The sequence below is a fragment of the Capnocytophaga cynodegmi DSM 19736 genome (assembly GCF_000379185.1).
Lineage (GTDB): Bacteria > Bacteroidota > Bacteroidia > Flavobacteriales > Flavobacteriaceae > Capnocytophaga > Capnocytophaga cynodegmi.
In genome coordinates this window covers 36,488-51,851 of sequence record NZ_KB900709.1, presented here as the reverse complement: position 1 = coordinate 51,851, position 15,364 = coordinate 36,488, and the positions used below count along the sequence as shown (strand labels likewise).

The 15,364-nt window shown below is 33.7% G+C and carries 14 protein-coding genes and 1 tRNA gene; 7 read left to right on the top strand and 8 right to left on the bottom strand.

Annotated elements, in window-relative coordinates:
- Positions 1-137: 137 nt before the first annotated feature.
- The 6 genes from YW9_RS0104135 to YW9_RS0104110 form a co-directional block, all read right to left on the bottom strand.
- Positions 138-527 (bottom strand): HU family DNA-binding protein, encoded by a 390-nt coding sequence (locus YW9_RS0104135; protein WP_013997442.1) that lies wholly within the window; start codon positions 525-527, stop codon positions 138-140.
- A gap of 136 nt (positions 528-663) precedes the next feature.
- Positions 664-1,917 (bottom strand): pyridoxal phosphate-dependent aminotransferase, encoded by a 1,254-nt coding sequence (locus tag YW9_RS0104130; protein ID WP_018278925.1) that lies wholly within the window; start codon positions 1,915-1,917, stop codon positions 664-666.
- A 60-nt stretch (positions 1,918-1,977) separates the two neighbouring features.
- The gene (locus YW9_RS0104125) at positions 1,978-2,409 is read right to left on the bottom strand and encodes a hypothetical protein (protein ID WP_155848723.1); all 432 of its coding nucleotides are present in this window, start codon (positions 2,407-2,409) and stop codon (positions 1,978-1,980) included.
- An 18-nt stretch (positions 2,410-2,427) separates the two neighbouring features.
- The gene (locus YW9_RS0104120) at positions 2,428-3,849 is read right to left on the bottom strand and encodes a DUF389 domain-containing protein (RefSeq protein WP_018278923.1); all 1,422 of its coding nucleotides are present in this window, start codon (positions 3,847-3,849) and stop codon (positions 2,428-2,430) included.
- Between the two features lie 15 nt (positions 3,850-3,864).
- A complete protein-coding gene (locus YW9_RS0104115) occupies positions 3,865-4,743 on the bottom strand; it encodes a mechanosensitive ion channel family protein (protein WP_018278922.1) in 879 nt (292 codons plus the stop codon).
- A 33-nt stretch (positions 4,744-4,776) separates the two neighbouring features.
- The gene (locus YW9_RS0104110) at positions 4,777-5,622 is read right to left on the bottom strand and encodes a transketolase (protein WP_018278921.1); all 846 of its coding nucleotides are present in this window, start codon (positions 5,620-5,622) and stop codon (positions 4,777-4,779) included.
- Positions 5,623-5,833: 211 nt separating this feature from the next.
- Between YW9_RS0104110 and YW9_RS0104105 the strand changes: the two genes are divergently transcribed.
- From YW9_RS0104105 to YW9_RS0104075, 7 genes are all read left to right on the top strand, one after another.
- Positions 5,834-6,316, top strand: coding sequence for a hypothetical protein (locus YW9_RS0104105; protein ID WP_018278920.1), 483 nt, complete (start codon positions 5,834-5,836; stop codon positions 6,314-6,316).
- 60 nt (positions 6,317-6,376) lie between these two features.
- Positions 6,377-6,449: transfer RNA gene (locus tag YW9_RS0104100), tRNA-Pro, on the top strand.
- 167 nt (positions 6,450-6,616) lie between these two features.
- Positions 6,617-7,666 (top strand): tRNA preQ1(34) S-adenosylmethionine ribosyltransferase-isomerase QueA, encoded by a 1,050-nt coding sequence (gene queA / locus YW9_RS0104095; RefSeq protein WP_018278919.1) that lies wholly within the window; start codon positions 6,617-6,619, stop codon positions 7,664-7,666.
- Between the two features lie 244 nt (positions 7,667-7,910).
- Complete coding sequence (rpsA, locus tag YW9_RS0104090; protein ID WP_018278918.1) at positions 7,911-9,665, top strand: 30S ribosomal protein S1; 1,755 nt, start codon at positions 7,911-7,913, stop codon at positions 9,663-9,665.
- A 176-nt stretch (positions 9,666-9,841) separates the two neighbouring features.
- Positions 9,842-11,116 (top strand): glycosyltransferase family 4 protein, encoded by a 1,275-nt coding sequence (locus tag YW9_RS0104085; RefSeq protein WP_018278917.1) that lies wholly within the window; start codon positions 9,842-9,844, stop codon positions 11,114-11,116.
- A gap of 1 nt (position 11,117) precedes the next feature.
- Positions 11,118-12,434, top strand: a complete 1,317-nt coding sequence (locus tag YW9_RS0104080; RefSeq protein WP_018278916.1) for an MATE family efflux transporter — start codon at positions 11,118-11,120, stop codon at positions 12,432-12,434.
- Between the two features lie 40 nt (positions 12,435-12,474).
- The gene (locus YW9_RS0104075) at positions 12,475-13,017 is read left to right on the top strand and encodes an RsmD family RNA methyltransferase (RefSeq protein ID WP_018278915.1); all 543 of its coding nucleotides are present in this window, start codon (positions 12,475-12,477) and stop codon (positions 13,015-13,017) included.
- 56 nt (positions 13,018-13,073) lie between these two features.
- Here YW9_RS0104075 and YW9_RS0104070 read toward each other — a convergent pair whose 3' ends face one another.
- Both YW9_RS0104070 and YW9_RS0104065 read right to left on the bottom strand, forming a co-directional pair.
- On the bottom strand, positions 13,074-14,354 hold the full coding sequence (locus YW9_RS0104070) for a Glu/Leu/Phe/Val family dehydrogenase (protein ID WP_018278914.1): 1,281 nt from the start codon (positions 14,352-14,354) through the stop codon (positions 13,074-13,076).
- Positions 14,355-14,536: 182 nt separating this feature from the next.
- A complete protein-coding gene (locus YW9_RS0104065; RefSeq protein ID WP_026193797.1) occupies positions 14,537-15,340 on the bottom strand; it encodes a CPBP family intramembrane glutamic endopeptidase in 804 nt (267 codons plus the stop codon).
- Positions 15,341-15,364 lie beyond the last annotated feature (24 nt).

Sequence of the window (15,364 nt, the reverse complement as noted above, 5' to 3'; positions counted from 1 at the left end):
TATATATAAAACTTAGTCAACTTGTATATATATTTTTAGAAACTTATATATACTTTTTTGATAAGATATATACATATAATTTTAAGAATATATCTATCTGTATAACAACAATTTTATATTTCTTTCCGAAAAGAAAACTATTTTTTATATTTTTCGTACTTGATAACGCGTTGCATTTCCTTTAAATCTATTCCAGGGGTAAACTGAATTTTATTGCTTTTAATTAAAGCAGGATTGAATTTCTCCGCGGTTTCTGCTCCCTCGCTCGAAATAGTAATTCTAAAACTTCCGAAATCACCCAAACGAACAATACGTCCTTCTGAAAGATGTTTTACTAATACTTTAGTTAAATCATTGAGAACCGCCAAAACATCTGTGTCCGATACGGTTGATGAACCTGTGGCGATTTCTTTGGCAAGAGCACGGAAAGATATTTCACCATCTGCCTTCGCACTTGCATAAAATTTAGGTTGAGCTTCTTTATCTAATAGGTTTTTTCGCTCTACGATGTTGTATTTTACTGCCATAATAAATAAATTTTTTAGTGATACAATATATATAAGGTGTAATATTTCTATTTTTATAATAAAGCAAACAAACCGAGCAAAGCCTGATTGCTTGTATTTTTCTTTTTAGACTTTACTCTATTTGTTGCTTATCCTTTTATTTTAGTTCGCTCAAAGCCTTCTCTAATCTTGGGAGAACGTCCTTAATATCTTGCAAAGAACATCCACCTGCAGAAGCTCTAAACCAAGGCATTGTTCGGCTATTTCCGAAGGCAGAAAACGGAACTAATGCCATTCCTGCTTCCTTAATAAGGTAGAAAACCAAGTCAGTAGTATCGTTAAGTTTGTCGCCTTTCGGTGTAGTTTTCCCAACATAATCCAACTGAATGGTCAAATACAAAGCTCCCATCGGACGAATACTCTCCACCGCATATCCCTTTTGTTTCAATGCCTGAATGCCTTCGTGCAGGGTTTCTAAGCTATGCTTAATCTTCCCTTTGAAATCATTTACGAACGCGTCAACCGCTTTTGTGTTAGTAAGGAACTGAGCCATCGCCTGTTGTTCAGGTTTTGGAGCCCACGCCCCAACGTGCGTAAGTAGAGCCGCCATCTTTCCGATGATTTCCGAAGGACCAAAAGCCCAGCCCACGCGAACGCCCGTAGCCGCAAAACATTTGGAAGAACCGTCAATAAATATCGTATAAGGCTTCATCTCAGGGACTAAACTTACCGGATTAAAGTGTTTTTCTCCAAAGGTAAGCATCGCATAAATTTGGTCATACATTAAGTAAAGAGGCTTTTCGTCGGCTCCACGTTTGCGGTTTTCTTCCACAATAAGTTCACAAATTTCTCTGAGTTGATGCTCGGAAAACATCGTCCCTGTCGGATTAAGTGGCGAACAAAGTGCTAACAGAACGGCATCTTTCAGGTGCGGACGTAGCTCTTCCGCCGTAGGTAAGAAGTTGTTTTCAGGCTTAACTTCCAATTCTACTTTCTGAGCAGAATTCAAATACGAATAGTGATTGTTATTCCACGAAGGTACGGGATAAATCACTTTATCGCCCTCATCTACAATGGTTTTAAAGGTTGCGTAAATCAACGGACGCGAACCTCCCGCGATAAGAATATCTTTCGCTGAGTACTCCAATGCATAACGTTGTTTGAGATCTTTTGAAACATTTTCCCGAAGCGAAAGGATACCACTCGCAGGAGGATAGTTCGTAAGATTGTCTGCATACGCTTGTTGAATCCCTTTTTTAAGCTCATTGGGAATGGGATAAATATTCGAATCCAAATCCCCAATGGTTAAATTTGTGATTTTTTCGCCTTTAGCTTTGAGGTCGTTTACTTCGTTTCCAATCTTTACAATCTCAGAACCGATTAAATTTTGTGCTAATTTTGATACTTTCATAATGTTTTGATATTTTAAAGTTAAGGTTTTACAAATAAATATATAACCTAAAATGTTTTGCTATTTACAATACGGAACGGTGTATTTTCCTTCGGCTTTGTGCCCTAAAATTGTTTTTGCTTCTACCCAAATGGTTATCTGTTCACCATTATGCTCGTAACGAATTTTGCTGTTTAGAGCATTCATTGGAATACTACCTTTACGTCCGAAAACAACATTATAACCTTCCGTTTTTGAATTTTTCGGAATTTCAACATTCAAATAATTTTCAAAACTATATTCCTTAGATGAACAGTCACTCTGATGTGGAGTTACAAACACCGAAATAGAATTTCCATTATCGAAAGCCTTTCCTCCTTGTGCTGTGAAACGTTGTCCTTCCATTTCCCAATAAAGTTGTTGTGTGTTATCGTTTTTGTCCTCGTTTTTTGAACAAGACATCACTAATGTAGCAGTAGCAACACAAATAATTGTTGTTAATTTTTTAATCATAATTACTTTTTTTACATTTTAATCTTCTTGTTTTACTATAACTTTTTTGCTATCCAAGCGAGTTGAAAGCCATTTTTTTAGTTTTTCTGTTTCAGCTTTTTTATCAACTTTTTTTGAATCTTTTTTCCATTGAATACGAAAAACAGGAATTGTATCTATCTTTTTGAAATTACTTTTTAATTCATTTGCAAATGAAACAGAAGCAATATCCTCATAATTAACCGCAATTTCTTTGGTAATTTGCTGAAATTTGGAGGCTTCTCTGTTGTATTTTCCAAGAGTTTCTACTTGGTCTTGTAACAGCTTTATTTTACTTTGGCTAGAGATAAGTTGTTCTTTATTAGTATTATACAATTCTTGAACGTACTGGCTTTGGTCACGTTCCTTACTATCACTCACAATGTGTAATTCTGCATTTTTAAGATATGGATAGGTATCTTTTTGATTGTTCCATAAATTTCTCATTTCAGCTGAAATAGGCGTATCTCCAAAGAAAACAAGTTCAATGTAAGGCTTTCCGTCATTGTATTCCACTTTTGAGAGGTCTTTCAAAAAGCGTATTCCCTCAATTTCTGATTTTTCGATACTAGTTTCAATAAAAGTATTTGCATTATTCTTAAATTGAGAAACTTTCCAAACTTGGTAAAAAGTATATCCAGCAGGAATCATTACCAATGTAGCACAAATGTAAGCTATATTTGAAATTCGTTTACGTTTGGAAGAGTTTGCATAAACTACCATTGGCAAACGCAAAAAACGAAGTACCAAAAATGTAGCCAGTCCGATAAAAATAGTATTAATTAGGAATAGATACAACGCTCCTAAAGCTAATTTCCAATTCCCAACAGCCAAAAAGAAACCAACCGTACAAAGTGGAGGCATCAAAGCGGTAGCAATCGCTACACCAAAAATAACACTCGCTACAGTTCCTCGTTTGGCTCGAGCAATCACTAAGGCTAATCCTCCAAAAAAGGCGATTAATACATCCCGAATATCGGGAGAGGTACGTGCTAAAAGTTCTGAAGAAGTATCACGAAGAGGAAATAGCCAGAAAAATACAAAAGCTGAAGTAACACTCAAAACGACCATAACTCCAAAGTTCTTTACGGCTCGTCTTAACAAATCTACGTCATTGATAGCCAAGGAAAGAGCCATTCCTAAAATAGGTCCCATTAGCGGAGAAATTAACATCGCTCCAATGATTACGGCTGTTGAATTGGCATTCAACCCTAATGATGCAATTACGATAGAACAAATCAAAATCCAAGAAGTATGTCCTTTGAAAGAAATATCGGCTTTTATACTTTCGATAGCTGCTTCTCTGTCAGTATCTTGACGGATATTCATCAATTCAGAAAGAAATTCCTTTATTTGCTCCCAAATGCTCTTGGAATTCTCACTTAATGTTGATTTTTCATTTGTGTTATTAATTTCACTCATAGTTACTTGTTTTTTTTAATCTTTAATAGTGTTTAATCCTGAACGGATGTGCAAATCGCGTTGTGGAAAAGGAATTTCAATGTTATGTTTTGTGAATTCTTTAAAAATTTCGTAGTACAACTCGCTTTTTAGAACTACAGGTTTTTGAATGTATGTAGATGTCCATACCACTAATTCAAAATTCAGAGAATTATCTCCATACTCCACAAACCAGAAAGCGGGGGCTGGGTCTTTCAATACACCAGAATGATTTTTAGCAATTTCTAGGACGATATCTCTTACTTTTTCTGGGTCTTCTTTGTAGGCAACTCCCACGGGATAATGAAACCGAACAAGTCTATCGTTATGCGACCAATTGGTTACATTTCCATTAATAAACTGAGAATTAGGAACAATTACTGAAATATTATCATTAGTGACGATTGTTGTAGAACGCATCGAAATAGAAATAACATCTCCTGAAATATCTCCTACTTGAATTCTGTCGCCTACTTTTATGGGGCGTTCAAATAAAATGATAATTCCTGAAATGAAGTTATTGGTTATATTCTGTAAACCAAATCCCAAACCGACTCCCAAAGCTCCTAAAAGCCAACTAAAAGCTCCTAATTCAAAACCGGCGGATTTAAAAATGAATAAAAATCCAAAGACTAAAATTAAGTATCTGATAATAGTAACAATAGCAGACCGATTTCCTCTTTCTGCAATACGACTTGCGAAGAATTTATGCTCTAAAAAGTGTGTAATCTTCTTAGAGGCGAAAATTAGAATAGTAATAGAAATAACCAAGTATATCAATGTCAGCAAAGTAAAATTACTCCCCTGAACATCGAAAATAACATAGTTCATTACTCCTTTCAGTTTTTCTAAAAACTCGAATGTTGTTTCTTTCATTTTAAATGGAACTTGTATAAAGTAGTCGAGTTTTTAGTAGTCCCCTAATGTTTCAGGATTTTGTGCGAGAGCTTTGGCAAGTTGCTCATCGTTTGGAGCTTTTCCGTGCCAAGCGTGAGTTCCCATCATAAAATCAACACCATTACCCATTTCGGTATGCAAAAGCACACACACAGGTTTTCCTTTGCCTGTCAATGATTTGGCTTTTTTCATTCCTTCCAAAACAGAAGTGATGTCGTTTCCTTTTTCAATATCAATTACTTGCCAACCAAAGGCTTCAAATTTAGCCCGTAAATCGCCCAAAGGTAAAACGTTATCGGTGCTTCCGTCGATTTGCTTTTTGTTATAATCAATGGTAGCAATCAGATTATCAACGCCTTTTCCTCCAGCATACATTGCGGCTTCCCAGATTTGTCCTTCTTGCAATTCGCCATCACCGTGAAGAGTGTACACCAAATGCGTATCACCATTGAGCTTTTTGGTCAGTGCAGCTCCAATCCCAACTGAAAGCCCTTGCCCCAAAGATCCTGAAGCAATACGAACACCTTCCAATCCTTCGTGTGGCGTTGGGTGTCCTTGCAGACGAGAATCTAGCAAACGAAATGTGTTTAATTCGCTAATAGGGAAGTAACCTCTTCGAGCTAAAACGCTGTAAAATACAGGAGAAATATGCCCGTTTGAAAGGAAAAAGAGGTCTTCGTTTTTGCCGTCCATTGCAAAATTTGTGTTGATTTCCATCAATTCGTTATAGAGGCAAACTAAAAATTCAGTACAACCTAACGAACCGCCTGGGTGTCCTGAATTTACTTTATGAACCATTCTTAAAATATCTCTACGTACTTGCGTAGTTAAATCTGTAAGTTGTTGAATATTCGACATAGTTATTTTAAATTTATCCGCACAAATGTATATCTTTTTATTATCGTGTGCAAGAAGATTTAAAAAAATGGAAATACAGCAAAATCAAAAAACTACTTTCTAAACAAGGTGAATTTCATTTTATTATCTATAAATATAATTAATACGTAAAAATATTGTAACTTCGCACCCCAAAAGGTTTTACTTTTAACATACTAAAACAAACAAAGCAATGTACGTAGATTTCAATGAATTACCAGAAAATTCACGGATTTGGATATATCAGAGTAATCGCAGTTTTACTGAAACAGAACAAACAAAATTACACCTTAAAATTAAAACATATTTAGAAAATTGGACTGCTCACGGCATAGGGCTAACTGCTTCGTATGAAATACGTTACAATAGATTTATCGTAATAGGAGTGAACCAAGATTTACACGCAGTTTCAGGGTGTTCGCTAGATAATTTGGCTCAATTCATTCAACAGTTAGAAAAAGATTTTCAGGTAGATTTACTCGACAGAATGAACGTAAGCTATCGACAGGGTGATTTTATAGCATACAAAAACTTAGCTGACTTTAAAAAGATGGTAAAAGAGAAAGCTGTTTCTGCCAAAACAATTGTATTCAATAATTTAGTAAATACAAAAGTTGAATATGAAACAGATTGGGAAATTCCAATGGAGGAGAGTTGGCATAGTCGTTTTCTATAAAAAACTTATCAAAATTGTTTTCATTTTTAGAAAAAGATGTAAATTTGCATTCGAAAAAATCGGGGTGTGGCGCAGTTGGTAGCGTACACGTATGGGGTGCGTGTGGTCGCTGGTTCGAGTCCAGTCACCCCGACTTTTATTTTTCTTCTTCATAAATAGTCTTCTCTTTTTGAAATATAACTTGTTTGTTTATAGTGTTTTATAAAATAACATTCGAATTATTTTATAAATTACTTGACAACGCCTATTTGTAAGATGTATATTTGCACGCTTTTACAAAAAAATATACACTTAACTGAGATGAAATTATCTAATTTTAACTTCGAACTTCCAAAAGAATTATTAGCAGAGTACCCGAGTGAGAATCGTGATGAAGCTCGTTTGATGGTTTTGCACAGAAAAACTGGAGAAATTGAACACAAACTATTTAAAGATGTTATCGATTATTTTGATGACCAAGATGTTTTTGTTCTTAATAACACCAAAGTTTTTCCTGCTCGATTATATGGAAATAAAGAAAAAACGAAAGCAAAAATTGAGGTTTTCTTACTTCGAGAACTCAATGCTGAACAACGTTTGTGGGATGTTTTGGTTGACCCTGCCAGAAAAATTCGTATAGGAAATAAACTTTATTTTGGAAAAGATGATAGCTTAGTTGCCGAAGTTATTGATAATACTACATCAAGAGGAAGAACGCTTCGTTTTCTGTACGATGGTTCCTACGAGGAATTTCGTGATAAATTAACAGAATTGGGGCAAACGCCTCTACCTAAGTATATTTCACGTGCCGTAGAACCTGAAGATGAGGAAAGATATCAAACTATTTATGCAAAACACGAAGGAGCTGTTGCTGCTCCAACGGCAGGTTTACATTTTTCTAAACATTTGATGAAGAGACTTGAAATCAAAGGAATAAATTTTGCAGAAGTAACATTACACGTAGGATTGGGAACATTCAGTCCTGTAGAGGTGGAGGATCTTTCAAAACACAAAATGGATAGTGAGGAAGTTTTTATTCCTGAAGATCAAACCAAAATCATCAATAAGGCAAAGCTTAACAAAAAAAGAGTTTGTGCTGTCGGAACAACCGTAATGAGAGCTCTGGAAAGTTCTGTTTCATCAGAAAATACAGTTAATCCATATATCGGTTGGACAAACAAATTTATTTTCCCTCCGTACGATTTTAGCGTTGCTAATGCAATGATTACCAATTTTCATACTCCAAAATCAACTCTTTTGATGATGGTTTCTGCCTTTGGAGGTCACGATTTGGTGATGAGAGCCTACAAAGAAGCTGTAGCTGAAAAATACAAGTTCTATTCGTATGGCGATGCAATGCTGATACTTTAATATGTAAATATCTAACGAGAAGATTTTTTATAAGAAATCAGACATAGGAAAAAGTCAGGCTAATCTCATAATTTTCATTGGTGAAAACAAAATAATTTGGTAGATAACAAAATTATTTGTAATATTGCACTCCCTTAGTGAGCGTTTGAAGAGCAAAGGGATAATTTTGATGTTTAATTCTTTCTGATGAAAATACGCTAAGCTCTTTATTTTCAAAAGAAATACAAATTTAATTTATCAGCAAATGGCTGAACAAACACACACACAAGACGAGTTCTTGAAAAATTTTGATTGGACAAAATACGAAGAAGGTATTGAAAGTGTTCAAGAAGATAAGTTGAAAAACTTTGAGGATTTAGTAAAAAACAATTTTGTTGATACTCAAGACAATGAAGTTGTTGAGGGAACAGTTGTTAGAATTACTGACAGAGAGGCGATTATTGATATAAATGCCAAATCAGAAGGTGTTATTTCTTTGAACGAGTTTCGCTATAATCCAGGATTAAAAGTAGGTGATAAAGTAGAAGTTTTGATTGATATCCGTGAGGATAAAACAGGACAATTAGTACTTTCTCACAGAAAAGCACGCACGATTAAAGCGTGGGATCGTGTGAATTTAGCTCACGAAAACGGAGAAATTGTAAACGGATTTGTTAAGAGCAGAACAAAAGGTGGTATGATTGTTGATGTATTTGGAATTGAAGCATTTTTACCAGGTTCTCAGATTGATGTAAAACCAATACGTGATTACGAGCAATATGTAAATAAAACGATGGAGTTCAAAATTGTGAAAGTAAATCACGAATTTAAAAACGTAGTTGTTTCACACAAAGCTCTCATCGAAGCTGATATTGAAGAACAGAAAAAAGAAATCATCGGACAACTTGAAAAAGGTCAAGTTTTAGAAGGTGTAGTTAAAAACATTACTTCTTATGGTGTGTTTGTTGATTTAGGAGGTGTTGATGGATTAATCCACATTACAGACCTTTCTTGGTCAAGAATTAATCATCCAAACGAAGTGGTTGAGTTAGACCAAAAATTGAATGTAGTTATCTTAGATTTCGATGATAATAAATCTCGTATTCAATTAGGACTAAAGCAATTAAGTAAACACCCTTGGGATGCTTTAGCTGATGATTTAAAAGTTGGGGATAAAGTTAAAGGAAAAGTAGTTGTTATCGCTGATTACGGAGCTTTCGTAGAAATTGCAGAAGGTGTTGAAGGTTTAATTCACGTATCAGAAATGTCCTGGAGTACTCACCTTCGTTCAGCACAAGATTTTGTAAGTCTTGGAGATGAGGTTGAGGCAGTTGTGCTAACATTGGATAGAGATGAGCGTAAAATGTCTTTAGGAATCAAACAATTAACATCTGATCCTTGGGCTAGTATTGCTACAAAATATCCTGTTGGTTCAAAACACGTGGGAACAGTACGTAATTTCACAAACTTTGGTGTTTTTGCTGAGTTAGAAGAGGGAATAGATGGATTAATCTATATTTCAGATCTTTCTTGGTCTAAAAAAATCAAACATCCATCAGAGTTTGTTAATGTAGGAGACAAGTTAGATGTAGTTGTACTTGAGTTGGATGTAGAAGCTCGTAAACTTTCTTTAGGACACAAACAAACTACTGAAAATCCTTGGGATAAATACGAGGTAGAATTTGCAGTAGGAACTGTTCATAACGGAACTATTTCCAAAATGGTAGACAAAGGAGCAACAGTTGAGTTTAATGAAGATATCGTTGCATTTATCCCCACACGCCACTTGGAGAAAGAAGATGGTAAAAAACTAGGAAAAGGCGACACAGCCGATTTCAAAGTGATTGAATTTAATAAAGAATTCAAAAGAGTTGTAGCTTCTCATACTGCTATATTTAGAGAAGAAGAGGAAAAGATTGCTAAAGAAGCATCAAATTCTACAACAGCTGTCGAAAAATCAACTTTAGGAGACTTAGAAGCTCTTCAAGAGTTGAAAGACAAAATGGAAAGAGGAAAGTAATTTAGTTTTTTTCATAATTTTTTGTTTTAATGAGGAAAAGCCGTTGCTGGGAAGTGACGGCTTTTTTGTATTTCAAGTTTCAAAAAATATTTTTTACAAATTTATTATAAAGTTTATGGTTTGATTTATTATATTTTCTTATATTTCTGACTATAAATCTAGATAATTAAACAAAAATGAAAAAAGTTTTAATCATTACATATTATTGGAAACCTGCAGGTGGTCCGGGAGTACAGCGATGGATTAAGTTCGTGAAATATTTACGTGATTTCGGAGTTGAACCCATTGTATATGTGCCTGAAAACCCAATGTATCCTATGATAGATAAACAAATGGGAGAAGATTTACCCACTAATATTCAGGTAATAAAACAACCTATTTGGGAACCATACGGATTAGCTTCTTTACTTTCTAAAAATAAAACACAAAAGATAAGTTCAGGAATTATTCCTCGCAAAAAGGTGTCTTTCATAGAAAAAATGATGCTTTGGGTTCGTGGAAATTTATTTATTCCTGATGCTCGTAAATTTTGGGTAAAGCCTTCCGTAAAATTTCTTTCAAAATTTATACAAGAAAATGAAATTCAAACAATTATAACTACCTCACCACCACATAGTATACACTTAATAGGCTATCATTTAAAGAAAAAATTTCCAAAGCTAAAATGGATTAGTGATTTCCGTGACCCTTGGACAACTATTGGTTATCATAAGGATTTACGATTAACCAAATGGGCAGCAAATCAACATAAATTTTTAGAAAAAGAAATTCTACAGACATCTGATTTGGTAATTACTACAAGTTTTAAAACAAAGAAAGAATTTTCATTATTAACAAATAAACCTATTCATACCATCACTAATGGTTATGATATTCAGACATATACAAAAAGAAATCTTTCTGAAAAGTTTTTAATATCTCATATAGGTTCGTTACTTTCTGATAGAAATCCAAAAATATTATGGAAAGTATTAGCTGATTTAGTCTCTAAAAATGAATCATTTGCACAAGATTTTGAATTATGTTTTGCAGGAAAAATAAGCAATGAAATATTAGAATATTTAGTTACTTTAGGTTTAGGTAATTATATAACTAACAAAGGTTATATTTCTCATAAAGAGGCAATTGAATTACAAAATCAATCTCAAATACTTTTACTTATAGAGATAAACTCGAAAGAAACTGAGGGAATTATTCCAGGAAAATTATTTGAATATATGGTTTCCAGTCGTCCTATTTTAGCTATTGGTCCGGAGCATTGGGACGCAGCACAGATTGTAAAAGATACCAATACAGGAGAATTTTTTAGATATGATGACTATCAAGAAATAAGAGAGACTATCCTAAAATGGTACAATTTTTATAAAAGAGGTGAATTAAAGTCTAACCCAATAGGTTTAGCACCCTATAGTAGAAAGAATTTAACTCAAAAATTAGCTGAATTAATATAAAATGTCGAGAGTTTCTTTAAAAGAAATAAATCGTTTGGCTATTCCTGCAATTATTTCGGGAATTATAGAGCCTATAATTTCATTGACTGATACAATTGTGGCTGGACATATTCCTCTAAATACACAAGAAATTCTTGGTGCAGTAGGGATTGTAGGCTCTTTTATAACTGCAATTATATGGATTTTTGCACAAACTTCCTATGCAATAGCATCGCAAGTTGCTCAAGGATATGGACAAAGCCGGCTAAACAGATTAAAAAGCTTGGTGGCTCAGATTTTTTGGTTCAGTGCAATCATTTCGTTGTTTGCTTCCGGAATAAGCTTTTTCTTTGGTGATGTTATTTTCAAACTTTATGGGGCAGAACAGAAGTTATTGGATATTTGCTTAACATATTTCAATATTCGAGTTTGGGGATTTCCTATAACACTCTTAACAATAACACTTTATGGAGTTTTTAAAGGGCTTCAGAACACATCTTGGGCAATGATTATCAGTGTTATAGGAGGTATTTTAAACGTTATTTTGAATTTGATTTTTGTTTTTCAATTTCAACTTGGTGTAGAAGGACTTGCCTGGGCAACATTAATCTCACAAATTACGATGTTTGTGTTAGCTTTAATATTCTTATATCGAAAAACTAATTTTAAGTTATTTTATTTCAGTAAGCTACACCCTGAATTCTTTCGTAACTTATTAATGAGTTTTAATCTTTTAATTCGTTCACTTTCATTGCAAATCACATTATTTTTTGCTTTTCGAGTGGCAACTAATTTAGGGAGTGAAACGGATAATGCATTTGTAGCAACACACACATTACTTGCTCAAATTTGGTTGTTCTCGGCTTTTTTTATTGATGGCTATAGTAGTGCAGGAGGGGTTCTTTCGGGTAAATTATATGGAATGAAGCGGTTTGATACGCTTGTTCTTTTAGTAAAGGATTTGTTGAAAATTACAATTTTGATAGGATTACTCTTGGCATTATCTTACTCTATTTTATATTTTCCAATAGGTCAGATTTTAACCAAAGATGAACGCGTACAATCTTTATTTTTTGCAACTTTCTGGATAGTTGTATTAATGCAACCCATCAATTCTGTTACATTTCTGCTTGATGGCGTTTATAAAGGTATTGGATTTACGAAAATTTTACGAAATGTATTGTTAATCGCTTCTTTCGGAATATTCTTACCATTTTTATACTTATTTCAAAGTTTTGAATGGGAATTGAAAGGTATTTGGTTTGCCTTTTTTGCTTGGATAACTACTCGAGGATTACTTTTGGCTCTTCATTTCAGAAAAAATTTTATTCAAAAATAGAATTAAATTAGTTATTTTTGCAAGTAGAAATTAAGTAAAAATGCGAATCATTTCAGGAAAAAACAAAGGAAAACACCTCATCGCTCCAGCCAAATTGCCTGTGCGTCCTACAACGGATTTTGCAAAAGAAGCATTATTTAATATATTGAATAACAGTTACTATTTTGATGAAATTTCAGTTCTTGACTTATTTTCAGGTACGGGAAACATCAGCTATGAGTTTGCAAGTAGAGGATGTCAAAGCATCATTTCGGTAGATAATCATAGTGGTTGTATTCAATTCATAACAAAAATTGCTAAGGAATTAGAATACTTTATAACACCTTTAAAATCAGATGTGTATAATTACCTAAAAAAAACAAATCAAAAGTTTGATATTATTTTTGCAGATCCTCCTTATGAATTTACTCAGGAAAAATTTTCTGAAATAGTAAGTTTGGTTTTTGAAAGAGAATTGCTAAATGAAGGAGGAGTTCTTATTATAGAACATTCAAAACAAACCGATTTAGAAGAAGTACCAAATTTTTCATATTCAAAAAAATACGGAGGAAATATGTTTAGTTTCTTTGAATTAGAAAATTAAAAATAAAAAAAGTCACTCTTAAAAGAGTGACTTTTCATTTTCAAAAACATTATCTATTAAGGGAAAACCCCTCTTTCTTTGTATACTTGTTCTATTTTCGCCAAAGCAACAATATATGCCGCAGTTCTGTAATCTGTTTGATATTTTTCGGCTGAAGCTACTACAGCATCAAATGCAGTTTCAATTTTTTGTTTGAGCTTAACTAGTACCTCATCAATTTCCCAAATTTCAGCACGTTTGTTTTGTAACCACTCAAAATATGAGCCTATTACACCACCACTATTACAAAGAATATCAGGGATAATAGCAATACCTTTTTTCATCAAAATTTCTTCTGCAGCACTATCTGTAGGTCCGTTAGCGCCCTCAGCAATTAGTGAGGCTTTGATATCATTGGCATTTTCTGTGGTAATCTGATTACCTAACGCAGCAGGAACTAAAAGGTAACAATCTGTTTTCCAGAATTCTGAATTATCAATAGCTTTTGCTTTGCTGTATCCGCTTACACCACCTTTATTCGTTTTTGTGTAAGCCAACAAATCTTCTGAATCAATTCCTTCTGTATTAAGAATTGAACCCGTATGGTCTTGAACAGCAATAAGTTTAGCTCCCAATTCTTGAAGAAAATGTGCAGCCCAGTAGCCTACATTTCCAAAACCTTGAACAATAAAAGTTTTTCCTTTTAAATCAACATTATTTTTCTTAGCCCATTTTTGAATGGAAACAACAACACCAAACCCAGTAGCACGATCTCTACCTTGTAATCCTCCTGACAATACAGGTTTTCCTGTAACTACGTGTAAATTTACCGAACGATTAGCAGGAGACTTAGCAGAAGCATAGGTGTCTGAAATCCACGCCATTATTTGAGCATTTGTATTTACATCTGGAGCTGGAATATCATAATCAGGTCCAATATTATCTCCCAAAGCGTATGTAAACCTACGTGTAATTCTTTCTAGTTCGCCTTTTGAATATTTAGAAGGGTCTAATTGAATTCCTCCTTTTCCACCACCATAAGGAAGCCCAGCAATGGCAGATTTCCAAGTCATCCAAGTAGCCAAAGCTCTTGCAGCATCGATATCTACAGTTGGGTGGTAACGCAATCCTCCTTTGTAAGGGCCTAAAGCATTATTATGCTGAACACGATACCCAGTAAAAACCTCAATAGAGCCATCATCCATTTTTACAGGGAAATGCACCACAATTTCGTTCTGAGTAGAAGCTAAAATTTTACGCACTCCAGTATCTAAATTCATTTTATCAGCAGCTTTGTTGAACTCGTGCATCACGTTTTCATACATTCCAGTTCTTTTCTTTTCTGTATTGTTACTCATAATTTGTAAATGTAATAAAATAAGGGTAAAAGTATGTATTAAAATTGATATAAACAAAATTTACAGACAACATTTTTTTCATTTTAATAAAAATATACTGACAATTATCATATTATCAATAGCTTATAAATGCATAAAAACGAAAATAAACGAAAATAAAGTCTATCAAAACGAAATTATTTTCAACTACTAAAGAATAAACTCTTTTCTTTAACTAATATGTAAACGACTAATATCAGTAAGAGGGAAGTTTGAATAATTTTGCTGTCAGGGTGTGTTGCAAAAATTTCATTAGAAATATTGCCTACTAAATGAAAAAGTATAGTAATAGAAACATTTCTACCAGATTTGTAATATAACCAATTCATTATGAAAACAAAAACGAATAAACTCATTACAAAATTCAATGTATAAATTAATCCCTCAGCTTGTACATTATTTTGATAATAACCTTTTACAAAAAATAAAGGTAAATGCCAAAATCCCCAATAAACTGCAAACAGGACAGAGGTTATAAAAACAGAAAAACGTTGTCGTAATGCGTCCGTTCCATAGGAATGCCACGCTAACTCTTCCACTATAGGAGCGATAAATAACAATAGCCAAGGAGAAAATGGTTTTGATGTAAATGAGGGTTGCCCTGAAATGTAAAATTGTTCAAAACTATGTCCAAAATCTACTGAAAGTAATTGAGCCATTACGATAGAAATTGGAGGGAGTAACAACGCTACCCAAAAATATTTGTTTGATAACAAGTTTTTACCCCAAAATCGTTTTTTAAGGTCAGAAAATAAGTATTCATCCTTCAAAAAGAAACTTCCCGCAACTAACATTGGAGCAAATAGTCCTGCAAGTTGTAAAAATCCTTGTAGAATAATACTTTCATTATCAGTTTTATGGCTTAAATAAGCTGCATAAAACCACAACAACCAAGGAATTATCAATGCCAAACTGAAAAAAACAAAAGGTTTATCGTATTTTTTTATGATGTGATTCATTTTATCTAATTT